Here is a 23,047-nt window from a genome sequence, read left to right as displayed (position 1 = left end):
AGGGATACCCAGGAATCAATGAGCACATACCCGGCGCCATCCTTGAAAATCATCATTCAATATTTTCGAATATAAACCATTTTGAAAGGATCAATCATGTTGCAAGTTCGCAAAAGCAATGAGCGCGGTGCTGCCAATTTCGGCTGGCTGCAGTCGAACCACAGCTTTTCCTTCGGGCACTACTACGATCCGCAACAGATGGGTTTCGGCCCGCTGCGCGTGATCAACGAAGACCGCGTCGAACCGGCTGGCGGTTTCGATCCCCACGGACATCGGAACATGGAAATCATTTCCTATGTGTTGAGCGGCGCGCTCGAACACAAGGACAGCATGGGCAATGGCTCCGTGTTGCGTTACGGCGATGTACAGCGCATGAGCGCCGGCACCGGAGTTCTGCATAGCGAATACAACCCGTCGCAAAGCGAGCGCGTGCACTTCCTGCAGATCTGGATCGAGCCGAACGTCCAGAATGTCGCGCCGAGCTACGAGGAAAAGCACTTCGATCGGGAATCGAAAATCGGCCGGTTGCGCCTGATCGTTTCGCCGGATGGAAGGGATGGCTCGGTATCGGTGCACCAGGATGCCCGCGTCTATGCCGCAATCCTTGATGGAGGCGACAGCGTGAAATACGAACTTGCTTCCGGTCGCACGGCATATGTGCACATCATCCGCGGGCGCTTGACCGCCAACGGCACGGCGCTGGCATCCGGCGATGCGCTGAAGGTGAGCGACGAAAGCCTGGTGGCCCTGTCGCAGGCCGAGGACGCCGAAGTCTTGCTGTTCGACTTGCCGTATTGATTTGACCGACCATCCGGGAGGCTGACATGGACAAGCGAAAAGCGTTGAGCGACCTGGCGCGCGCAATGCGCGACCTGCACCAGGCCTTGGTGCAGGTGGTCCGACGTGAGTATGAAAAGCAATGGGGCGCGGTCGCCCCCGGTCAGCTGCTCCAGCTGCTGACCCGTCATCCGGATTTCGACTGGCTGCATGTACTCAGCGAAATGATGGTCGAGATTGACGAGATGCTGGACCAGGACCAACTGACGTCCGAGGATGCGCGCGCTGTCCATGAATCGGTCGAAAAGATGCTGGTGCCGGGAGAAAGCGCGCCGTCCGGCTTCGCGGCGCGCTACCTGGCGGCGTTACAGGACGAACCGGCGGTGGTCATTGCGCATACGGACGTGCGGCGGATACTCGACGCACTGTAACGGCGCCCGCACGGATTTCACCGGGTGAAAAATTCATGCCCGGATCCGCGAATTCGAGTGACATTGCGTTGTAGTTAATCAACAGGAGGAGATAAAAAAATGGAAATCAGGGTGCATCGCGGGCAAGGCAAGCTCCAGCATGTAATCGAGATCGGACCACATCGTTTATTGACCGACGCGCCTGCCGGGCTGGGCGGCGAAGACACGGGGCCGGAACCGCACGACCTGCTTGCCGCCGCGCTCGCGGCATGCACGGCACTGACCGTGACGATGTATGCAAAGCGCAAGGGCTGGCCGCTGGACGATATCGATGTGCGCATCGAGCACGGCAAGCTTGAGCAAGCTTATGTGCTGACGCGCCGTATCGCCTATATTGGCGATCTGAGCCCTGAACAGCGCGACATGCTGACAGCGGTGGCGAACAAGTGCCCGGTCCACAAGACGCTTTCAGGCGAGATCCGGATCGTCACGGAAGAAGTTTCACCGTAATCATTTTCCAGACTACCTATCCAGGGAAAGGCAGGAACAGACATGACCACGATCATCGGCATTTCCGGCAGCCTGCGCGCTGGTTCCTTCAACGGCGCATTGCTGCGCGCGGCCGCGCAACTCATGCCACAGGATTCGCAACTCGAGATTGCCACCATCAAGGACATTCCGCTGTATGACGGCGATGTCGAGGCGGCGGAAGGCATTCCACCCGCGGTGCAAGACCTGAAGGATCGCATCGCGGGCGCGGCCGGCCTGTTATTGGCGACACCGGAGTACAACAACGGCATCCCCGGCGTCTTCAAGAACGCGATCGACTGGCTATCGCGTCCGCCGGCGGATATCCCGCGCGTCTTTCGCGATCGCCCGGCGGCCGTGATCGGCGCATCGCCCGGAGGCTTCGGCACCATCCTGGCCCAGGAAGCTTGGCTTCCCGTCCTGCGCACCCTCGGGACAAGACCCTGGTTCGGCGGCAGGCTGATGGTGTCGCGCGCGGGTTCGGTATTCGATGCCGGGGGCAACCTGATTGACGACAAAATCAGGGAGCAGCTGCAGCAGTTCCTGCAGGGATTCGTCGCATTTGCACGATCGTCGAGCTAGTCCGCCGTTCGCCTGGACGAAAGCACGATGACAGGCATGCCGGTCGATGCCGACCAGCCCGTCAATTGAAGATATGACCGCAGAGCCAGCACGGCTAACCGTGCGGTTCCACCCGTGTTTCGTGGCTCGCGCGCGCCAATGTCACGGCTTCGCGGCGGAAGTTGCGGCTGGCGCTATGGTAGAACGGTCGTGGGCAAAACTGACGCGAAACGAAGGAGGCGAGCACCGTCACGGCCAAGAGCAGGAGCGTCAGGTCTTGCGAACGCGTCATTTCCATCGTAATGACGGTTGCAGTGATCGGCGCCTGCGTGGCGGCCGCGAGAAAGCCGGCCATGCACAACAGCGCCAGCAGGCCAGGCGCAAAATGACCGGGGAAGAGCGCCGAAAGGTGTTCGCCGATGCCGGCGCCGATGGCAAGCGAGGGGGTAAAGATGCCGCCTGGCAGACCAGCGACATAGGCCAGCACGGTAGAGGCCAGCTTCGCGATGCCGAACAGGTCGCTACCGCTTTCGTGGCCATTGAGTAATGACGACGCTTGCGCATAGCCGGTGCCGTAGGTGGTGCCATGCGCGATCAGGCCAAGCAGTGCAGCCAACAGGCCACACGCGGCGGCCGTCACGATGGGGTGCTGTTGCGTATGGTGGCGCCACCCGGAAGGTACAAGACCCGGCGCACCGCGCAACAGAAGGCGTGCGAACAGCCCGCCAAGTACCCCGTTCGCCACTCCCGCCAGCACCACGCCCAGCCAGTCGTTGCTTAGCGCGAGGAAAGTATGTTCGACGCGAAAATACGAGTTATTTCCGAGCAGCGCGAGTGTCAGGAAGCCCGCGGTCAGTACGCCCGCCATCACCAGCCGGTCAAAGCGCACCACACTGCCACGCCCCAGCTCCTCGATGGCGAACACTACACCGGCCAGCGGCGTGTTGAAGGCGGCGGCAAGCCCTCCCGCCGCGCCGGCAGCAATCAGGGCGTCGGTGCGAAAGCCAATGCGCAAGTTGCTGTTTGCACGCGTCTTTTCATGCAACCATGCCCCCCATGCCAGCATGACTGCGGCGCCGACTTGCACCGAAGGGCCTTCGCGGCCGATCGACGCGCCGATCGCGAGGCCGCCGGCCGTGAGCACGATCTTCCAGAGCGCTTGCGGCAGCGCGACCAGTAGGCGCTGCTGGTCGCTGCGGGACGGCATATCCATTGCCGCGATCACCTGCGGTATGCCGCTTCCGCGCGCCTGCGCCGCATAGCGGACTGTCACCCAGCGCAGGGCGGCGAAGCCGAGCGGCAGCATCAGCAAGCCGCTCCACCAATAGCGGTGCGTGACAAAGAGGTTAAGGTCGAGCGCCTTCTCAGCTAGCCAGGCAAAGGCCATTGAAACCGCGGCGACGCATGCCGCGCCAGCCAGGAAAACCGCATAGCGGATGCCGTGACGGGAGATTCTAAGTGTGTGGCGCGCGCGGCGACGGATGGAGCCGACAAGACGGGATCGCGCAGACGCTTGTCGTGGCACCTTTGTATGGGAGGAAGTTGATGACAAGATGGATAGTGCAGGAACGACACGGAAGCTGCCGATTATAGTCCTCGGCCACGATCCCTGTGAGGGAGGGGAAGTAGGCGCGCTGCCGCAAGTGACGCAGAGATGAGCAGAGGAAGCTTATCCCGTGCATTTAAACTCTGATCAAGGCCCGACTCGCATTCGGGCGTTCCAGCCCGAAAGGTCGGCATCGTCGAAGGGCCTCCCCCGATCAAAGCGTCCGCATGCTTTTCAGGGGGAACGTGTCTCTTTCCATGTCGCGATTGGGTGCTCGCCACAAATTTCTTGACGCCCGGGTTTCGAACATAATTTCGTGCTGGGCGATGAATGGCGTCATCGCATCCAGCCTGAACACGCAACGCTAGCCGACTGTGGCCGCTACATTGCCGCGTGCCGCATGCACTTTCTTGTAGCTGTCGATCAGGCGGTGGTGCCGGTCGAGCCCCTCCAGTTTCATGCTGGTTGGCGTCAAGCCAAAGAAGCGCACGCTGCCGTCCACCGAGCCCAGCACCGCATCCATCCGCGGATTGCCATACATCCGGCGGAAATTGACCACGTAATCGTCCAGTTCAAGCTCGTCGTCGAGCAGCACCTCCAGCACCACGTCCAAGGCTTGATAAAACAACCGGCGCTCGACCGTGTTGTCGTTGTACTGCAAGAAACCGCCTACCAGCTCGTGCGCCTCTTCCAGTTGCTGCAAGGCGAGATGAATGAGCAGCTTCAATTCGAGGACCGTCAGCTGTCCCCAGACTGTATTCTCGTCAAATTCGATGCCGATCAACGTGGCGATGTCGGAGTATTCATCGAGCTCGTTGTTATCCAACCGCTCGAGCAACGCTTCCAGACTTGCATCGTCCAGGCGGTGCAAGTTCAGGATATCTTCGCGGAACAACAGCGCCTTGTTGGTGTTATCCCAGACCAGATCTTCGATGGGATAAATTTCGGAATAGCCGGGCACCAGAATCCGGCAAGCAACGGCGCCGAGCTGGTCATACACCGCCATGTACGCTTCTTTGCCCATGTCTTTCAGAATGCCGAACAAGGTCGCGGCTTCCTCGGCGTTGGACTTCTCGCCCTGGCCGGAAAAATCCCACTCGACAAATTCGAAATTCGCCTTGGCGCTGAAAAAGCGCCACGACACCACGCCGCTGGAGTCAATGAAGTGTTCAACAAAGTTGTTTGGCTCAGTCACAGCTTCACTGACAAAGGTGGGCTGAGGCAGATCGTTCAAGCCTTCAAAACTGCGGCCCTGCAGCAGTTCAGTCAGGCTGCGCTCCAGCGCCACTTCGAAGCTCGGATGCGCGCCGAACGAAGCAAAGACACCGCCAGTACGCGGGTTCATCAAGGTGACGCACATCACCGGGTACTTTCCACCCAGCGATGCATCCTTCACCAGCACCGGAAAGCCCTGCTCTTCCAACCCTTGAATGCCGGCCAGGATGCCAGGGTATTTCGCCAGCACGTCCTGCGGCACATCAGGCAGTGCCAGTTCGCCTTCTAGGATTTCGCGCTTTACCGCCCGTTCAAAAATCTCGGACAAGCATTGCACTTGCGCTTCGGCCAGCGTATTACCGGCACTCATGCCATTGCTGCCGTAAAGGTTTTCGACCAGGTTGGACGGGAAATACACCACTTCACCGTCCGACTGCCGCACAAACGGCAGCGAGCAGATACCGCGTTTCACATTTCCCGAGTTGGTGTCGATGAGGTGCGAGGCGCGCAGCTCGCCGTCGGGGTCGTAAATGGGCCGGCAGTATTCATCGAGAATGTCAGCCGGCAGCGCATCTTTACGGCCCGGCTTGAACCAGCGCTCGTTCGGGTAATGGACAAACGGCGCATTGCCGATGTCTTCGCCCCAGAACGTCCCGCCATAGAAATGGTTGCAATTCAGGCGCTCGATAAACTCTCCCAGTGCCGACGCCAGCGCGCTTTCCTTGGTCGCGCCCTTGCCATTTGTAAAACACATCGGCGAATGCGCATCGCGGATATGCAGCGACCACACATTGGGAACGATATTGCGCCACGAAGCGATTTCAATCTTCATGCCCAAGCCGGCCAGCAGGCCGGACATATTGGCGATGGTTTGCTCCAATGGCAGATCCTTGCCCAGAATATGGGTGCTGGCGTCGGGAGCCGGTTTCAATGTCAGCAACGACTGCGCATCGGCATCCAGGTTCTCGACCTCTTCGATCACGAACTCGGGACCGGTCTGCACCACTTTTTTCACTGTACAACGTTCAATGGAGCGCAAAATCCCCTGGCGGTCGTGAGCAGAAATATCCGGCGGCAACTCGACCTGAATCTTGAAAATCTGCTTGTAGCGGTTTTCCGGATCAACAATGTTGTTTTGCGACAGGCGGATATTTTCGGTCGGGATGTTGCGAGTGTTGCAATACAATTTCACAAAGTAAGCCGCACACAAAGCCGACGAGGCCAGAAAGTAATCGAAGGGACCGGGCGCCGAGCCATCTCCCTTGTAGCGGATAGGCTGGTCGGCCACCACCGTGAAATCATCAAACTTGGCTTCGAGGCGAAGCTTGTCGAGAAAATTGACCTTAATTTCCATGGGAGTTCTTTAAAACCGCTGCTCAAAATGATGTAGCCGCTATTATCCGTCAAGTGAGCGCTCCACAAGGAAAAGGCATGCAAGCAGTCGCTTTTATGTCGTCGCATGTCCGCTTTGGGCTGCACCGTGCCTGTCACGCTCCAGCTTCATTTGCCGAGCCGAAGCGTAAAGAACGCCAGTATTTCATCGCGCGCCGCAAGCGTCGGCTGCCCCGCTTCGTCTATCAGATGGGCGGTCACCACACTATGGGGACTTGCCACGACCTTGTCGAAGAACGGTGGCGTATTCGGGTTGGCCGCATTGTCAGGCAGGACACGCGCTACGAACCGCTCGCCGAGTGCTTCGGTGTAGGCTGCAAATCGCTGTGCCTTGCAGTGCTTGTCGCCTTCAAACCGGTAGGCGATAACGGTCAGATCTTCCCGTTCCAGGCGTTGCCGGACGCTCGCCAGTTCTTCGGGGGCCATGTTGATTCCGGCAGGATCATCCAGGGGAAGCGACGGCTGGCATACTACCGGCGCGAGCATCGATGGCTCAAGCATCATCGACAATGCAAAGTTACCGGTGAAGCACATGCCGATCGCCCCGACGCCCGGCCCGCCGCACTCCTGATGCGCAAATCTGGCGAGCGTACGCAGCCACTGTGTTACCGGGCTTGATTGGTTGGTGGCGAACGCACGGAATTCCGCGCTGACGCAAGCCCGCTTGAACGTGGCAATGCCTTCATCAACGCCCGGCACCGCGCCGTCGCGGCCGAACAGAGAAGGCATATACACCGTGAAACCCGCGTCCCGCACCCATCTGCTGAAACGCGCAACGTGCGGGCTAATGCCCGGCATCTCCGTCATCACGATCACCGCTGGCCCGTCGCCCGCCACGTAGACTGCCTTTGTGATTTCATTGAGAGTGATCTGGCGGCGCTCGAAGTCGTCGAGCGGATCGTCTTCATTCAGGCTCTGGCTCGCTGTCTTGATAGTTGGCATCTGCGTCTCCTGTCATGGATAGATCGCAGTCTAGCTCCGTACAGTCGAGGGATGACTTGTCAAATTCGACTCATTTCATGCCAAAATGGACAAATGCAAACGATCTTGATATTGGCACTGGATGGTGTGATGGACTCCGGCCTTTCCATTACGCTCGATACGTTGAAAGCCGGATGCACCTTCCTTGCCGGCGCGGGCAGGAAGGACAAGATCCGCATCGTTACCGCCGGATACAAGAAATGCATAAAAACCGGCGCGGGACTGCGACTGACGGCGGATATGACCTTCAAAGAAGTAATCGCGTCACGGTCCAAGCCGAATTGGATCGTTCTCCCGGGCGCAGGTCTAACGTCCGATAAGGAAATTACTGCCCGGCTTGCAAAAAAAGACGCGATCGAAGCCATGCGATTGCTGCAGGCTTGCGGCAAGGCGCAGTCAAAAATTAGCGCAGCCTGTTCATCTGTTTTTCTTCTTGCAGAATCCGGCATGTTGTCGGGGTGCGCTGCGACGACGACGTGGTGGCTTTCCCAGATCTTTCGAACCCGGTACCCCGACATCAGGCTGGATGAATCAAGGATGCTGGTGCGCGACGGCCAATTCCTGACAGCCGGCTCCGCCTTTGCGCAGCTGGATCTTGCGTTGGCGATTGTGGCCGACACGATGGGCGCGTCAATTGCGCATTTATGCTCGCGCTATTTATTGATTGACCAGCGTACTTCACAAGCAAGGTACATGATACAGACGCATATGCAGCATATGGACCAGACCGTGCTTGCTGCGGAACGATGGATCGACGCCCATTTGTCGGTTCCCATCAGCGTAACGGCATTGTCGTCCGAACTGGCGATGTCCGGGAGGACGCTGGCGCGGAGAATCCAGTTGGCCACAGGCGTATCCCCAGTCAAATTTATTCAGCGCCGCAAATTAATGCACGCCGTGCATCTGATTGAAACGACAGCGTTATCTATCGATGCCATAGCCGAGAAAATCGGATATCAGGACGGAACGGCATTACGCAAATTGGTAAAGCGCGAATTCGGCACAACCCCGGGCGGGCTGCGCTGAAGTTACTGCCACCCCGGCGCTTCAGGAATGCCGCTGGCCAGGCGATCGGTTTGCGTCGCTGCGAACAGGACGCGCAATGAGCACCGTCGCTTCATCGTTCGTTTCGCAGAACAGCAACGGCATAGGTACAGGCATGGTCGCTGTCATTCTTGAAAATGCAGTCGGCAGGCGCTCCTAACTCCAGGCAGTCGCCTTCCTCGAGTTCATGGCGCGTCGCGCCTTCGACAAACACCAGCGCCCCACTCAGCACCCAGATCAGTTGCCGCTGAAATGCGTATGCCGAGGCCGGCATCGGAATTTCGGCGCCTGCGGGCAGTTCGATATGCACCAGGTCCAGCGGCAGATCCGAGCGTGGCGAAACGTGCCGGCGCACATAGCCGCTTACGGGATCGACCCAGACAGGTTGATCCTTCTTGCGCAGGAGCCGTCCCTCCGGCATCTCAGCCCTGGCAAGCAAGGTCGACATGCTGAGGCTGAATGCGCCTGACAATCTGCCGAGAACCGTTGCCGTGGGACTGCTTTCCGCTCTTTCGATCTTGTGAATCATTGCCCGCGAGACTCCGGAACGTTCGGCAAGCTCGCTGAGCGACCACCCCCTGCTCTCCCGCTCAATCCTGATCCGCGCACCGATACGCGCATCCAGCCCATCTACTTTATTGGACATATATTTTAATATATTATAATATTATTGGTTAAAACCACTGTTTTGGTGGATGTTCATACCATTATGATGGACGAACGACAGAGGGTCAAAGTGCAAATCCGCGACGCGAATGTGAACGATGCAGAGGGCATCGCAGCGATCTATAACGACGCTGTTCTTAACACCACAGCCATTTGGAACGAGACCGTGGTAGATACGGCGAATCGGGCAAAGTGGATGGCGGACAGACAAAGCATGGGATACCCGGTCCTCGTCGCGGTGGCGGACGATGGCGCGGTGCTGGGATATGCGTCGTTTGGCGACTGGCGTGCATTCGACGGCTATCGACATACTGTCGAGCACTCAGTCTATGTCGACAGGAATCAACGCGGCGCGGGGATAGGAAAGGCGCTGATGGTGGCCCTCATCGAACGCGCACGCGCGGCCGGAAAACACGTCATGGTGGCGGGCATAGAGGCCGGCAACGTCGCCTCGATACAACTGCATTACCAGCTAGGTTTTGTGCAGAGCGGATTTCTCAAGGAAGTCGGGACAAAATTTGGCAAATGGCTGGATCTGGCTTTCCTGCAAATTCAGCTTGACGCGCGTACCGTGCCGGACACGCCGCAGACGTCCTGAATGCGCGCGCCGAAGGATCGCAGTTCACCCTCAAGGTGCCCTTCACCGGCTCTTGCGACAAAAGATCGCGCGAGCCGGCATCTCAACTGCGGAATTTGGTTTTGAGCTTGAATTCGAGGTACGAGTGAATGGCCGGATCAGCGGCCGTAGCGTCCAACGGTGCTTTGCCCTCCCAGTGCATGCCCTTTGAGGGCTGCCAGCAATTCGTCCCGCGTTAATCCCGGCGGCAGCGCCGACGGCTCCAGGTCTGTCGCAACCACCGTTATGGTGTAGTGATGGGGAACATCTCCGACCGGCGGACACATGCCTCGGTAAGCCGTGGCGCCGGCCACGTTCTTGCCGACGGTCGCGCCGGCGCCATCGGTTTGTCCCTCGCCCTGTTTCAATTGGCCTCGGTCGGCTGCAATGTTATAAGCCACCCAGTGCGACACGCCCAAGCCATTGGCGCCATCGGGGTCCGCCATGAAAACGGCGACCGATCTTGTGCCGGCCGGGAGATGGGACCAGGACACCTGAGGAGACACGCCTTTTCCTCCGCAGTCGCCGGTATCGCCGGCATGCAGCTTCGGAATCACGCCACCGTCCGCGAACGCGGTGGACGAGACTTGCATGCCTGCGGCGTTGGCAAAACCTGCCGATACATACAGCATCCCGCAGATTGCCGATGCCGTGAGCGCTTTTGTATGGTTCATATGCATCCTTTGTCGATAAAACACACCATCAAAGCCGATCGGGTCGTCGCACCGTCAGCGCCTGACGAAAACGGGCCGGGTCATGGTTTTTCAGATGGCTTGCCTACCGCAAGTTGTTGCACTTTTTCGAGCGCCTTTTCGACATTTGCCTTGGGCGAGAGCCCGCCTATGGCTGCTGCAATCCTGCCGTCCGAAGTGACGATGAACGTCGTCCGCTCGGCAAACCCGTGATCGATCTCAATTCCGCGCGTGTCCTTGATCCCAGCATGAAATTCCTGAACACTTAAATCGTAAGACTTCGCAATTTTGCCCTTGCTATCAGAGGCGACTGGAATTTTTCCGGCACAGTAATTGGGATCGGCGGAAAAACTGTTGAGCCGCGCAATGCTGTCGAGAGATACCCCGATGATTGCCGCGTTGGCAGCCGTGAACTTGTCGTGATTTACGGCAAATTCGTGCGCTTGAATATTGCACCCGCTGGTGTAGGCGGATGGGTAGAAATAAACCACCACCGGGCCCTTTGTCAGGGCGTCCTTCAACGAAAATGTGAAGGACTTTCCTGCGAGGGAAGCTTGGACTTTGAATAGAGGCGCCGAGTCGCCCTCTTTTAGTGCGGCATGAACTGGCAGCGCAATGACGCCCAAGAATAGTCCTGCGAACAAAATGGATGGCAGCGAAAAATTTCTCATGGGTGCTCTTCTATGCCAAGAAAAGTGTCAATGAAAAAATAGCATAATCCTTCCGGTTCGACAGGGTGGTTTTCTTAAAGCCGTTTAGGATCGAGTGCCGCTCCATTCAATGAAGCCCTGAACGGCCGCTCGCGGCGCAAAGCCGACCGTGATCATGATCGCTGGACAAAGCAATCTGCTTGCCGCGTTGAGTCATCAAAAGCACCGAAGAACCGCTCAGGCCCGATAGGTGGCCAAGTGGATACTGGTTTCGGAAGTATGGATTCCCTTGATCAGGCGAATGCGTTCGAGGATGGACGACAGTTCCGTCAGATTTTCCGCCCGTAATTCCGCTAGGAGATCCCAACGCCCGTTGGTGTCATGCAAGGCCGCCACCCCGGGCTCGCCCAGCAGGTTCGCGATGACCGCCCGGGTTTCGTTTCCCTCGACGACGATGCTCATCCAGGCCCGGATTTCGTTCTGTTGGGCGTCCGGACGCAGGCGCACCGTGTAGCCGACGATGATCCCCTGATCTTCCAGCCGCGTAATACGGTTGGTAATGGTGCCGCGGGACACCTTCAGGCGGTGAGCCAGGGTGGCGACACTGGTGCGGGCATCCGCTCGCAGAATGCTGATGAGTTGCTGATCCAACGCGTCCATTTTGGCATCTCGATAAAAATATGTGACATATTAATCAAAAAAATCACAAAACGTCACGTTTCTCAGCATTCTGTTTGACATGGGCATCCCAGATAATGTTGTTGATTCAAGAAGAATGATTCAACGAAAAACAGGACAGAGGAGCAAAACGTGCAATCCAATCAACACGTCACCACTCGTTTTCTGAGCGCCGAGGGCGCCGCCGACATGATTTGCCGCAAGGGCTTGGCCGCCTGCATACAGGGCATCGCCGCCTATATCCATGCCGACTTCGTACGCTGGAACGATTTCGAAAAGATCGCCCGGGTCGCCAACCACTCCACCGATGGCGTCATCGAACTGATGCCGATTTCGGATGCCCAGCAATATTCCTTCAAGTACGTCAATGGCCATCCGCGCAACTACCGCTTCGGCTTGCCCACGGTCATGGCTTTCGGCGTGCTGGCCGATGTGGACACGGGCGTTCCCACCCTCGTCAGCGAACTGACCCTGACCACGGCGCTGCGCACCGCCGCCATGTCTGCGGTGGCCGCCCGCGCGCTGGCCCGTCCCGACAGCGCGCGCATGGCGCTGATCGGCAACGGCGCCCAGAGCGAATTCCAGGCCCTCGCCTTCCACCACATGCTGGGCATCAGGGAATTCCACCTGTACGACACCGATCCAGCCGCAACTGAAAAGCTAGTGGCCAATCTCGCAGCGCTCGGGCTTCATGCCAAGCGCTTCAACAGCATCCGGGAAGCGGTGCGCGGCGTCGACATCGTCACCACGGTCACCGCCGACAAGACCAACGCGACCATCCTCACGCCGGACATGATCGAACCCGGCATGCACATCAATGGCGTCGGCGGCGACTGCCCCGGCAAGACCGAACTGCATCCCGACGTGCTGCGCATGGGCGCGGTATTCTGCGAATTCGAGCCGCAATCGCGCATCGAAGGAGACATGCAGCAAATGCCGGCCGACTTCCCCGTCGTCGAGCTGTGGCAGGTGCTGACGGGTAAGACACCGGGACGCCGCCAAGCCAGCGACGTGACCATTTTCGATTCCGTGGGCTTCGCCCTGGAGGATTACTCGGCCCTGCGCTTTATGCGCGATACTGCGGTCGAACTCGGTATGGATGAGGAGATTTCGCTCATTCCGGCGCTGGCCGATCCGAAGAACCTGTTCGGTTTCCTGCCCGGCCGGCAAGCGAAGGCGGAAAGCGCCTTGCCGGCGGCGCTGGCCGCCTGAACCTGTATGAAAACGCGTCAAGAAGGATTGGAATGACTAGTATGCGTCCCGCCAGCATCATTGGCGTGCCGACCGACATCGGCGCCGGCACACGCGGCAGCAGCATGGGGCCCGAGGCCCTGCGGGTGGCCGGCATCGTCGAAGCCGTGGCCCGCTATGGCTGCGACGTGAAAGACTGCGGCAACGTCGCCGGTCCGGCCAACCCGGGTCTTGCGCCCGTTTCCGGTTTCCGCCATCTGCAGGAAGTAATGGCATGGAACGAGGCGGTGCACCATGCGGTGTACGCCGAGCTGGCGGCCGAGCGCCTGCCCATCATGATCGGCGGCGACCACTGCCTCGCCATCGGCTCGATCAGCGCCGTGGCGCGCCGCTGCCGCGAGCAGGGCCGCACGCTGCGCATTCTCTGGCTGGATGCCCATGCCGACTTCAACACCTCGATCCTGACCCCGACCGGCAATATCCACGGCATGCCGGTGGCCTGCCTGTGCGGCCACGGGCCGAGGGAACTGGTGGAAATCGGCGGCTCGACGCCGGCGATCCGCCCCGACCAGATCCGGCAAATCGGCATCCGCAGCGTGGACGAAGGAGAAAAGCGCTTTCTGCGGGAAGCCGGCGTCGAGGTTTTCGACATGCGCTATATCGACGAAGTGGGCATGCGCCACACCCTGGAGCTCGCGCTGGCCGGCATGGACGAATCCACCCACCTGCACGTCAGCTTCGACGTCGACTTCCTGGACCCCGACATCGCTCCCGGCGTGGGCACGACGGTGCGCGGCGGCCCGACCTACCGCGAGGCCCAGCTGTGCATGGAGATGGTGGCCGATACCGGCCGCCTCGGCTCCCTGGACATCGTCGAACTCAATCCCGCGCTCGACATCCGCAACACGACCGCCGAACTGGCGGTCGACCTGGTGGAGAGCCTGTTCGGCAAGAGCACGCTGCTGCGCATGCACCGTCCCTGAGCGGCGCTCGAACGGAATGAAAACGGCGATCCGCGGATCGCCGTTTTCTTTTCTGGATAGCCCGTTCAATCGACCCAGGCGAACTCGGCGGTGAAGTGCCGCAGGAACTTCGGCTGCTTGACGATCTTCACGCCGCGAATGCCGGCCGCGCGCTCCTTGACCTCGGCGATCACTTCCGCCGCATAGTCGAAGTGCGATTGCGTGTACATGCGGCGCGGGAAGGCCAGGCGCAGCAACTCCATCTTGTGGTAAGTCTCGCTGCCGTCGTCCATGCGCTTGCCGAACATGACCGAGCCGATCTCGACGCCGCGGATGCCGCCTTCGAGGTAGAGCGCGTTGCACAGCGCCCAGGCCGGGTAATGCGCCACCGGCATGTCGGGCAGCACGGTGCGCGCATCGAGATAAACCGCGTGGCCGCCGGTCGGCTTGACGTAGCCGATGCCGGCCGCGTCCAGCTTTTCGCCGAGGTACTCGGCGGTGCGCAGGCGGTAGCGCAGGTAGTCCTCGTCCAGCCCCTCTTCCAGGCCGACCGCGAGCGCCTCCAGGTCGCGCCCGGCCAGGCCTCCATAGGTCGGGAAGCCTTCCATCATGATCAGGTTGTTGCGGATATCGTCGAGCCAGCGCTCGTCGCGCAACACGATGAAGCCGCCGATATTGACCATGCCATCCTTCTTCGCGCTCATGGTCGCGCCATCGGCGTAGGAGAACATCTCGGCGGCGATCTCGGCGACCGGCGTATGCTCGTAGCCCGGCTCGCGCATCTTGATGAACATCGCGTTTTCGGCGAAGCGGCAGATGTCGAGGATGAAGGGCTTGCCGTATTGCTTGAGCAGCTTGGCGTAGGCGCGGATGTTGGCCATCGAGACCGGCTGGCCGCCGCCGGTGTTGTTGGTGACGGTCAGCATGCCGAACGGGATGCGCCCTCCTTCAGCCTTGAGCAGCGCCTCGACGCGCGCCAGGTCGATGTCGCCCTTGAAGGGATGGACCAGGCTTGGCTGCAGGCCTTCGGGGATGACCAGGTCGGCGGCCTCGACGCCGAGGTATTCGAGGTTGGCGCGCGTGGTGTCGAAGTGGCAGTTGTTGGGCACCAGGTCGCCCTTCTTGCAGAGCGCGGTGAACAGCACTTTTTCGGCGGCGCGGCCCTGATGCGTCGGGACGAAATGCGGCATGCCGGTGATCTTGCGGATCACCGCCTCGAGCCGGTAGAAACTCTTCGCGCCGGCATAGCTTTCGTCGCCTTCCATGATCGCCCCCCACTGGCGCGACGACATGGCGCCGGTGCCGGAATCGGTCAGCCAGTCAATCAGCACATCCTCGGCGCGCAGCTTGAAGACGTTGAGTTTTGCTTCTTCGAGCAGGCGCGCGCGCTCGTCGCGCGTGGTCATGCGGATCGGTTCAACACTTTTGATGCGGAACGGTTCGATCAGGGTTTTGGGCATGGTATGTCCTCTGGAAGTTTTGCGAAGCGCAAAAGTAGCTCCGGAAGACGCGGCGTGGTGTCGGTTTTTTGCAACGGTTGCAAAAATTTCCAGTAGAGCGTTGGTTTACTCCGGCCGGTCCAGCTTTTTCGATAGCAGCACGGTCGAGAAGGTATCGATCACGCCCTTGATTTCCCGGATGCGGTCGATGGTCGCGTCCAGCTCGTCCGTCGACTCCGCCGTCAGCATCGCGCACAGGTCATAGCGGCCGCTGATCGTATAGAGCTTGTTGATGTTGTGCAGCCTGGAGAGCGCGCGCACGACGCTGCGCTCGTCCTTCGATTCGCTGGAAATCATGACCATCGCATTGATCCCTGGCGCGCTCCTGACGGTCGCCACGCTGATCGTATAACCGCTGACCACGCCGGCATCCTCGAGCGCCTTCAGCCGCAGCTGCACCGTGCTGCGCGCGCATCCAAGCGCCTTGGCGAGCTTCACGACCGGCAGGCGGGCATTGACCTTCAGCAGGTCGATCAACTGGCGATCCAGGCTATCCAGAACAGGGGGCATACGCGCGATCAGTCACTTTGCATTAATCGCAATCATTATGACTGAAATTCAACGTTTATTACAGCCACTTTGCCTGTATGAACCGGCCCTCCGCGCCACATAAACTTGACTGAAAAGTATTGCCGATTGCTAACAGCCCAATAAGAACTATCCGGAGGATTCATACCATGCTCATGCAGACAGCCGAACTCAAGCCTCAGGTCAAACTGCTTTCCCGCGCCGAACTGGACGCCTACGATCCGGAAGCGGAATCGTGGCAAAAGCAATTCACCCGCCGCTATACCCACCACTCCGAATTAAAGAACGTCCTCAACAATATCGAGGACGTCAATGAAACGGTCTACAGCAAGTTCGCCATCGCGGTCACGCCCTACATGGCCAAGCTGATGGACCGCGACGATCCGGACTGCCCGATCCGCAAGCAGTACCTGCCGAGCTTTCACGAGGAAACCAGGCCGGGCTTTCACACCCTGCTCGACGAGCTGGGCGAGGAAGGCGACACCATTCCCGACACCAGCGTCGTGCACCGCTATCCGCGCCGCGTGCTGTTCCTCGTGTCGAACACCTGCGCCGTGCTGTGCCGCTTCTGCACCCGCAAGCGCATGGTGGCGCAGCCGGACGGCTCGGTGCACAAGGACCAGATCGAACGCTCGATCGACTACATCGCCGGCAACAAGGACATCGAGGACGTGCTGCTCTCCGGCGGCGATCCGCTGACCTTCACCGACGAGCGCCTCGACTACATCCTCGGCCAGATCCGCGAGCGCGCGCCGCATGTGCGCTTCCTGCGCATGGGCTCGCGCATGGTGGTGCAGCTGCCCACCCGGATCACGCCGGAACTGTGCGCGATCCTGGAAAAGCACCGCGTGCAGATGGTGAACATCCACATCAACCATCCGAAGGAAATCACGCCGCTGCTGCGCCGCCGCGTCAAGATGATCCAGAAAGCCGGCATCATGATGGGCCTGCAGACCGTCTGCCTGAAGGGCATCAACGACGACGTCGCGGTCATGCGCGAGCTGTTCATGCAAGCCATCGAGATGGGCGTGCGCCCCTACTACGTCTACTCGACCGACATGGTCGAGGGCGCGCACCACTTCATCGTCCCGCACCACCGCATGCTGGAACTGTACGAAGGCCTGCGCGGCTGGATCAGCGGCCCGGCGGTGCCCACCTTCGTAGTGGATGGCCTGGGCGGCCTGGGCAAGCTGCCCATCATTCCCACCTATGTGCACGAAGAGATCCGCGCCGACGGCCAGGGCACCACGGTCAAGTGCCGCAATTACAAGGGCATGACGGTCGAAATGCCGGGCCTGGGCCTGGATTTCCGGGTTCCCTCGCAAAGCAACGGCTGAACAACCTGATCCCGAAGAAATCATGAAGAACGGATCCCCCTACGGCACCCATCGCGTGATCGAACCGCAAGGCGTTCTGCCGCAAGGCGCATGGAAGATCGATAACACCATGGAGATCTGCGACAACGAGATCCTGGTCGACGTGGCCGCGCTCAATATCGACGCCGCCAGTTTCACCCAGATCAAGAAGGAAGCCGGCGGCGATCCGGCGCAGATCGAAGCGATTGTGCGCGGCATCGTCGAGCAGCGCGGCAAGCACCACAACCCGGCGACCGGCTCCGGCGGCATGCTGATCGGACGCGTCGCCGCCATCGGCCCGAAGCTGGCGGGCAGGATCGACCTGCGCGCGGGCGACCGCATCGCCACTCTCGTCTCGCTGTCGCTGACCCCGCTGAAAATCGATTCGATCAAGAAAATCCACCTCGACAAGGACCAGATCGAGATCGAAGGCCAGGCCATCCTGTTCGAAACCGGGCTGTACGCGAAGCTGCCGGACGACATCCCGGAAAAGGTCGCGCTGGCCATCCTCGACGTCGCCGGAGCGCCCGCCCAGACCGCGCGCCTGGTGCGCCCCGGCGACACCGTGGTGGTGGTCGGCGGCGGCGGCAAATCGGGCACGCTGTGCATCTATGAAGCGAAGAAGCGCGCCGGCCCGGCCGGCCGCGTGATCGGAGTGTCGCCCTTCGCCAAGGATTGCGAGCGCATGCGCGAGCTGGGCTGGGCGGATCATGCGCTGCAGGTCGACGCCACCGACGCGGTGGCGATGATGGAAGCCGCCGGCGCGGCGACCGGCGGCAGGATGGCCGACGTGGTCATCAATTGCGTGAACATCCCCAACACCGAGATGGGCAGCATCCTGTCCACCCGCGACCTCGGCAAGATCTACTTCTTTTCGATGGCGACCAGCTTCACGGCTGCGGCGCTGGGAGCCGAAGGCGTCGGCAAGGATGTCGAGATGATCGTCGGTAACGGCTACGCGAGGGACCACGCGCTCTATGCCCTCTCGCTGCTGCGCGAATCGCCCCGGCTGCGCCGGCTGTTCGAGACCCTGTATGTCTAGCCGGGGCCATCCATGACCAAGTCCAGCGCCCTGTGGAACCGGATCCGCGATTGCGGCATGACGACCGTGGCCGTCATGGGCATGACCAAGAACACCGGCAAGACGGTGTGCCTGAACCATCTGCTGGCGCAAGCGAGGGCCCACAACACCGCGGTCGGCATCACTTCCATCGGGCGCGACGGCGAGGAGCGCGACCAGGTGTTTTCGATTCTGAAGCCGCCGGTCCTGGTCGCTCAGGGCTGCCTCGTCGCCACCGCCCGCGACACATTGCTGCGAGCCAAGGTGCGCTGGAAGCAGATCGGCGGCACCGGCATCGACAGCCCGATGGGCGAGATCCTGGTCGTGCGCGCGCTCGATGCCGGCGAGATGGAAATCGCCGGCGCCTCGCGCAGTCACGACCAGCACCGTGTCATCGCCCTGCTCAAGCAATGCGGGGCTGGGTTGGTCATCCTGGACGGCGCGCTGGGCCGCAGCCACCACGCCTCGCCGGCGATCGCCGACGGGGTGGTTCTGGCGACAGGAGCGGCCATCGGCGGCGGCATCAGCGACGTGCTGAAGAAGACACGCGACCGCCTGGCCATCCTGCGGATCGACGAAGCCGATGCGGCGCTGGCCGCCCGGGTCGGGCGGGTTTTCTCCGACGGCGGCGTCGGCGTCTGGAACCGCGCCGGCGACTGCCTGTTTTCCGAGCGCATCGCCACGCTCAATGCGGCCGGCACCCTGCTCGCGCTGCCTGCCGCGGATATCGCCAGCATCGCGGTTTCCGGCGCGGTGGGCCGCTCTCTGTGGCAGGCAGTCACCACCCTGCAAGCCCGCCATCCCGGCCTGACGCTGGTGGTGGCCGACGGCACCAAGCTGTTCATCGACGCCAACGATGTCACGCTGTTCGCGAAGTCGGGCGGGCGCCTCCTGTCCTTGCGCGGCATACGCATTGCCGGCATCACACTGAATCCCTTTTCCCCCTTCGGCGGCAGTTTCGACGCCAAAGAATTCATCGCCGCCGCACGCGGCGCCTTCCCCGGGCAGGTCGTCAGCGACGTGGTCCAGGAAGAACAATCCATGCTTGAAGGAGCCAACCCATGACGCAACTGACGCTGGATCAGGCGCAAATCGATGCCGCCCGCAGGTCGGCGGGCAAGATCGCGCGCGACGTATTCGAAGACATGAACCGCTTCACCACCACCACCGTGGAACGCGCCACGCTGCGCCTGATGGGCGTCGACGGCGTCGACGAGAACCAGGTCCCGCTGCCGAACAGGCTGGTCTCGCACTTGCAGGAGCGGGGACTGCTGCCGCACGGCGCCGCCGCCGTCGTGGCCGGCGCAATGGCCGAGCATGGCCTCTCCGCGCAGCAGGTGGCGCAGGAGGTCGCCGACGGCAAGCTGGCGCTGGACCGGCCGCGCAATCCGGATGCCGCCCGCAAGAGCGCAAAGGCGCAGGCCGCCGCCATGTGCGAACGCATCGCCGCCAAGCGCGCGGACCGCGACCGCTTCGTCGACCAGTTGGGCGAAGGCCGCGCTCCCTGGCTCTACCTGATTGTCGCCACCGGCAACATCCATGAGGACATCGTCCAGGCCCGCGCGGCTGCTGAACAAGGCGCCGACATCATCGCGGTGATCCGCTCCACCGGACAAAGCCTGCTCGACTACGTGCCCTACGGCGCCACCACCGAAGGCTTCGGCGGCACCTACGCCACCCAGGAAAACTTCCGCCTGATGCGCGCCGCGCTGGACGAGGTCGGGCAGAAAATCGGGCGCTACATCCGCCTGACCAACTACTGCTCCGGCCTGTGCATGCCCGAGATCGCAGCCATGGGCGCGATGGAGCGCCTGGACATGATGCTCAACGATTCCATGTACGGCATCATCTTCCGCGACATCAACATGAAGCGGACCTTCATCGACCAGTTCTTTTCACGCATGGTCAACGCCTACGCCGGCATCATCATCAATACCGGCGAGGACAACTACCTGACCACGGCCGACGCCTATGACGCCGCGCACACGGTGCTCGCGTCCCAGCTCATCAACGAGCAGTTCGCCTATGTCTCAGGCTTGAAGCCGGGGCAGATGGGACTCGGCCACGCGTTCGAAATCAATCCGGACCTGGAGAACGGCTTCCTGTGGGAGCTCGCCCATGCCCAGCTGGTGCGCCAGGTCTTCCCCGACGCTTCGCTGAAGTACATGCCGCCGACCAAGCACATGACCGGCAACATCTTCAAGGGCCATATCCAGGACGCGCTGTTCAATGTGGTCAGCGTGCTGACCCGGCAAAACATCCACCTGCTGGGCATGATGACCGAAGCCATCCACACGCCATTCATCCACGACCGCTTCCTGGCGGTGCAAAACGCGAAATACGTATTCGGCACCATGCGCGACCTGCACGAGGAAGTCGAGTTCAAGGCGGGCGGCAAGATCGAACAGCGCGCCCGGCAGGTGCTGGCCGAAACCGTGGCCGTGCTGGCGGACATCGAGCGCATCGGCCTGCCGGCGGCCATCGCCCGCGGCACCTTCGCCGACATCTCCCGCACGCCGGACGGCGGCAAGGGCCTGGATGGCGTGATCGCGAAGGCGGACGACTACTTCAATCCGTTCCCGGCGCTGATGCTCCAGTGATCAGAGAGGAAAACGACATGACCGAACAACAGATCGGAAAATGGGTGAAGCCCTACGGCGACACCATGGATGACGGACGCGTGCAGCTTTCGTTCTCGCTGCCGGTGGCGCTGGATGAAAACGCCAAGGAAGCGGCCCGCCGGCTTGCGCTTGAAATGGGGCTGATCGAGCCCGGCGTGGTGCACGCCGAGGACATGGGACAGGGCTTTTCCTTCTACGTGGTCTACGGCCAGTGCAAGCACCGGGTCGATCTCGCCTGCATCAAGGTCGCCAAGCCCGAATTCGAAGCCCTGGACAAGGACGGCATCAACGCGCTCATCGCCGAGAAAATGCGGCGCAAGATGGTGGTGGTCGGCGCCTGCATCGAAACCGACGCCCATACCGTGGGCATCGACGCCATCATGAACATGAAGGGCTACAACGGCCACAAGGGGCTGGAGAGTTACCACGAGGTGCGCGCCATCAACATGGGCGCCCAGGTGGATTCCGAAGCGCTGGTTGCGCGCGCCATCGAGGAAAAGGCCGACGTCATCCTGGTGTCGCAGGTGGTGACGCAAAAGAATATCCATCTCGACAACCTGACCAAGCTGTCCGACCTGCTGGAAGCCGAAGGGCTGCGCGACCGGATCATCCTCGTGGTCGGCGGCCCCCGCATCTCGCACGAACTGGCCAAGGAGCTCGGCTACGACGCCGGCTTCGGCCCGGGCTCCTACGCGGAGAACGTCGCTTCCTTCGCGATTCACGAATGGACCAGGCGACACGCAGCCTGAAGCGTCGGCCTACAGGAGAAAAACAAGGAGAAAAAACATGCAGGAAATAACCAGTCTCATCCGCCTGCGCATCAGCGCGCACGACGCCCATTACGCCGGCGGCCTGGTGGACGGCGCCAGGATGCTGCACCTGTTCGGCGATGTCGCAACAGAACTGCTTATCCGCAGCGACGGCGACGAGGGCTTGTTCGTCGCCTATGACAATGTCCAGTTCCTGGCGCCGGTCCATGCCGGCGACTACATCGAAGCCAGCGGCCGCATCGTTTCCATGGGTAAGACTTCACGCAAGATGGAATTCGAGGCGCGCAAGGTCATCGCCTCCGCCGGGATCGAGGGCCAGGCATCCGCCGCCGATGTGCTGCCCGAGCCGGTGGTGGTGTGCAAGGCTTCGGGTACCTGCGTGGTGCCGGCCGGCTGCCAGCGCGGCCCACTGAGCACATTAAGCGGAAAGTAAGCCATCATGGAAAAGCTGATCATCACCGCCGCCCTGACCGGCGCCGAGGTCACCCGCGAGCAGCAGCCGGCCCTGCCCGTCACGCCTGAGGAAATCGGCATCGCGGCGGAAGAATGCGCGCGGGCCGGCGCCTCCATCGTCCATGTCCACGCCCGCCACCCCGACGGCAGGCCGACCCAGGACAGGGAAATCTACCGCCGCATCATCGCCGAGGTGAGCAGGCGCTGCGACGTCATCGTGCAGGTGTCCACCGGCGGCGCGGTCGGCATGAGCGCCGAAGAGCGGCTCGCGCCCGTCACCCTGAAGCCGGAAATGGCGACACTGTCCATGGGTACCGTCAATTTCGGCGGCGACGTGTTCATGAACCATCCGCGCGACATGGAAACCTTCGCCCGCGCCATGGCCGAGCACGGCGTCAAGCCCGAACTGGAAATCTTCGACTCGGGGATGCTGACCACCGCCAGCCGCTGGCTCGCCAGGGGAATGATCGCGGGGCCGGTGCACGTGGACTTCGTGCTCGGCATTCCGGGCGCCATGGCCGGCACGCCGGAAGCGCTCATGTACCTGAAATCGCAGCTGCCGTCGGGCGCGACCTGGACCGTGGCCGGCATTGGCGCGGCCCAGCTGCCGCTGGCGCTCATGGCCATCGTGCTGGGCGGGCATGTGCGCGTCGGCTTCGAGGACAACATTTATTATCGCAAGGGAGAGCTCGCCGTCAGCAATGCCCAGCTGGTCGAACGCGTCGCCGCCATCAGCCGCGCCATGGACAGGCCGGTCGCCACGCCAGACGAGGCGCGGCGCATTCTCGGCATTAGAGCTATTTGAATCGGGAAAAATCGTCTAAGCTTGGCGCCACGCACAACGACGGAGCT

General features: G+C 61.2%; 24 protein-coding genes. 15 read left to right on the top strand and 9 right to left on the bottom strand.

Going from position 1 to position 23,047, the window contains the following annotated elements; genetic code table 11:
* Positions 1-96: 96 nt before the first annotated feature.
* From FAY22_RS04260 to FAY22_RS04245, 4 genes are all read left to right on the top strand, one after another.
* Positions 97-798, top strand: coding sequence for a pirin family protein (locus tag FAY22_RS04260; RefSeq protein WP_146329064.1), 702 nt, complete (start codon positions 97-99; stop codon positions 796-798).
* 26 nt (positions 799-824) lie between these two features.
* Positions 825-1,208: a hypothetical protein gene (locus FAY22_RS04255; protein WP_146329063.1), complete on the top strand. Its 384-nt coding sequence runs from the start codon at positions 825-827 to the stop codon at positions 1,206-1,208.
* Positions 1,209-1,307: 99 nt separating this feature from the next.
* On the top strand, positions 1,308-1,697 hold the full coding sequence (locus FAY22_RS04250) for an OsmC family protein (RefSeq protein ID WP_146329062.1): 390 nt from the start codon (positions 1,308-1,310) through the stop codon (positions 1,695-1,697).
* Between the two features lie 42 nt (positions 1,698-1,739).
* Positions 1,740-2,297, top strand: coding sequence for an NADPH-dependent FMN reductase (locus tag FAY22_RS04245; protein ID WP_146329061.1), 558 nt, complete (start codon positions 1,740-1,742; stop codon positions 2,295-2,297).
* Positions 2,298-2,391: 94 nt separating this feature from the next.
* Here FAY22_RS04245 and FAY22_RS04240 read toward each other — a convergent pair whose 3' ends face one another.
* From FAY22_RS04240 to FAY22_RS04230, 3 genes are all read right to left on the bottom strand, one after another.
* Positions 2,392-3,663 (bottom strand): chloride channel protein, encoded by a 1,272-nt coding sequence (locus FAY22_RS04240; RefSeq protein ID WP_146329060.1) that lies wholly within the window; start codon positions 3,661-3,663, stop codon positions 2,392-2,394.
* Between the two features lie 523 nt (positions 3,664-4,186).
* Complete coding sequence (locus tag FAY22_RS04235) at positions 4,187-6,391, bottom strand: OsmC domain/YcaO domain-containing protein (RefSeq protein WP_146329059.1); 2,205 nt, start codon at positions 6,389-6,391, stop codon at positions 4,187-4,189.
* Between the two features lie 146 nt (positions 6,392-6,537).
* The gene (locus tag FAY22_RS04230; RefSeq protein ID WP_146329058.1) at positions 6,538-7,371 is read right to left on the bottom strand and encodes a dienelactone hydrolase family protein; all 834 of its coding nucleotides are present in this window, start codon (positions 7,369-7,371) and stop codon (positions 6,538-6,540) included.
* 93 nt (positions 7,372-7,464) lie between these two features.
* Here FAY22_RS04230 and FAY22_RS04225 point away from each other — a divergent pair, with 93 nt between their 5' ends.
* Positions 7,465-8,436 carry a GlxA family transcriptional regulator gene (locus FAY22_RS04225; protein ID WP_146329057.1) on the top strand — a complete coding sequence of 324 codons (972 nt, stop codon included), beginning with the start codon at positions 7,465-7,467 and terminating at the stop codon, positions 8,434-8,436.
* A gap of 91 nt (positions 8,437-8,527) precedes the next feature.
* On the opposite strand, the gene FAY22_RS04220 is transcribed toward FAY22_RS04225, so the two are convergent.
* On the bottom strand, positions 8,528-9,100 hold the full coding sequence (locus FAY22_RS04220) for an XRE family transcriptional regulator (RefSeq protein ID WP_146329056.1): 573 nt from the start codon (positions 9,098-9,100) through the stop codon (positions 8,528-8,530).
* A 90-nt stretch (positions 9,101-9,190) separates the two neighbouring features.
* Here FAY22_RS04220 and FAY22_RS04215 point away from each other — a divergent pair, with 90 nt between their 5' ends.
* The gene (locus tag FAY22_RS04215; protein ID WP_146333223.1) at positions 9,191-9,718 is read left to right on the top strand and encodes a GNAT family N-acetyltransferase; all 528 of its coding nucleotides are present in this window, start codon (positions 9,191-9,193) and stop codon (positions 9,716-9,718) included.
* 137 nt (positions 9,719-9,855) lie between these two features.
* Here FAY22_RS04215 and FAY22_RS04210 read toward each other — a convergent pair whose 3' ends face one another.
* From FAY22_RS04210 to FAY22_RS04200, 3 genes are all read right to left on the bottom strand, one after another.
* Entirely contained in the window at positions 9,856-10,410 is a 555-nt protein-coding gene (locus FAY22_RS04210) for a YbhB/YbcL family Raf kinase inhibitor-like protein (protein WP_371417350.1), read from the bottom strand.
* A gap of 80 nt (positions 10,411-10,490) precedes the next feature.
* Positions 10,491-11,099, bottom strand: a complete 609-nt coding sequence (locus FAY22_RS04205) for a peroxiredoxin (protein ID WP_146329055.1) — start codon at positions 11,097-11,099, stop codon at positions 10,491-10,493.
* Positions 11,100-11,315: 216 nt separating this feature from the next.
* Positions 11,316-11,738 (bottom strand): Lrp/AsnC family transcriptional regulator, encoded by a 423-nt coding sequence (locus FAY22_RS04200; protein ID WP_146329054.1) that lies wholly within the window; start codon positions 11,736-11,738, stop codon positions 11,316-11,318.
* Positions 11,739-11,888: 150 nt separating this feature from the next.
* Between FAY22_RS04200 and FAY22_RS04195 the strand changes: the two genes are divergently transcribed.
* Positions 11,889-12,968, top strand: coding sequence for an ornithine cyclodeaminase (locus tag FAY22_RS04195; RefSeq protein WP_146329053.1), 1,080 nt, complete (start codon positions 11,889-11,891; stop codon positions 12,966-12,968).
* 32 nt (positions 12,969-13,000) lie between these two features.
* Positions 13,001-13,930, top strand: coding sequence for an arginase (gene rocF / locus FAY22_RS04190; protein ID WP_146329052.1), 930 nt, complete (start codon positions 13,001-13,003; stop codon positions 13,928-13,930).
* A 65-nt stretch (positions 13,931-13,995) separates the two neighbouring features.
* On the opposite strand, the gene FAY22_RS04185 is transcribed toward rocF, so the two are convergent.
* Together FAY22_RS04185 and FAY22_RS04180 are read right to left on the bottom strand one after the other, a co-directional pair.
* Positions 13,996-15,369, bottom strand: a complete 1,374-nt coding sequence (locus FAY22_RS04185; protein WP_146329051.1) for a tryptophanase — start codon at positions 15,367-15,369, stop codon at positions 13,996-13,998.
* Positions 15,370-15,474: 105 nt separating this feature from the next.
* On the bottom strand, positions 15,475-15,918 hold the full coding sequence (locus FAY22_RS04180) for an Lrp/AsnC family transcriptional regulator (RefSeq protein WP_210411894.1): 444 nt from the start codon (positions 15,916-15,918) through the stop codon (positions 15,475-15,477).
* Between the two features lie 167 nt (positions 15,919-16,085).
* Here FAY22_RS04180 and FAY22_RS04175 point away from each other — a divergent pair, with 167 nt between their 5' ends.
* The 7 genes from FAY22_RS04175 to FAY22_RS04145 are packed head-to-tail and all read left to right on the top strand — an operon-like array spanning position 16,086 to position 23,000.
* Positions 16,086-17,273, top strand: coding sequence for a KamA family radical SAM protein (locus tag FAY22_RS04175; RefSeq protein WP_146329050.1), 1,188 nt, complete (start codon positions 16,086-16,088; stop codon positions 17,271-17,273).
* A gap of 22 nt (positions 17,274-17,295) precedes the next feature.
* Positions 17,296-18,333, top strand: a complete 1,038-nt coding sequence (locus tag FAY22_RS04170) for a zinc-binding dehydrogenase (protein ID WP_146329049.1) — start codon at positions 17,296-17,298, stop codon at positions 18,331-18,333.
* A 12-nt stretch (positions 18,334-18,345) separates the two neighbouring features.
* On the top strand, positions 18,346-19,416 hold the full coding sequence (locus FAY22_RS04165) for a hypothetical protein (protein ID WP_146329048.1): 1,071 nt from the start codon (positions 18,346-18,348) through the stop codon (positions 19,414-19,416).
* Positions 19,413-20,951, top strand: a complete 1,539-nt coding sequence (locus FAY22_RS04160) for a lysine 5,6-aminomutase subunit alpha (RefSeq protein WP_146329047.1) — start codon at positions 19,413-19,415, stop codon at positions 20,949-20,951. The genes FAY22_RS04165 and FAY22_RS04160 overlap by 4 nt, the downstream gene beginning before the upstream one ends.
* 17 nt (positions 20,952-20,968) lie before the next feature.
* Positions 20,969-21,721 carry an OAM dimerization domain-containing protein gene (locus FAY22_RS04155; RefSeq protein ID WP_146329046.1) on the top strand — a complete coding sequence of 251 codons (753 nt, stop codon included), beginning with the start codon at positions 20,969-20,971 and terminating at the stop codon, positions 21,719-21,721.
* Between the two features lie 37 nt (positions 21,722-21,758).
* Entirely contained in the window at positions 21,759-22,175 is a 417-nt protein-coding gene (locus FAY22_RS04150; protein ID WP_146329045.1) for a hotdog domain-containing protein, read from the top strand.
* A 6-nt stretch (positions 22,176-22,181) separates the two neighbouring features.
* Positions 22,182-23,000 carry a 3-keto-5-aminohexanoate cleavage protein gene (locus tag FAY22_RS04145; RefSeq protein ID WP_146329044.1) on the top strand — a complete coding sequence of 273 codons (819 nt, stop codon included), beginning with the start codon at positions 22,182-22,184 and terminating at the stop codon, positions 22,998-23,000.
* Positions 23,001-23,047 lie beyond the last annotated feature (47 nt).

This window comes from Noviherbaspirillum sp. UKPF54 (assembly GCF_007874125.1).
GTDB lineage: Bacteria > Pseudomonadota > Gammaproteobacteria > Burkholderiales > Burkholderiaceae_D > Noviherbaspirillum.
The sequence above is the reverse complement of the archived record's forward strand: the minus strand, read 5'-3'. Positions and strand labels throughout refer to the sequence as shown.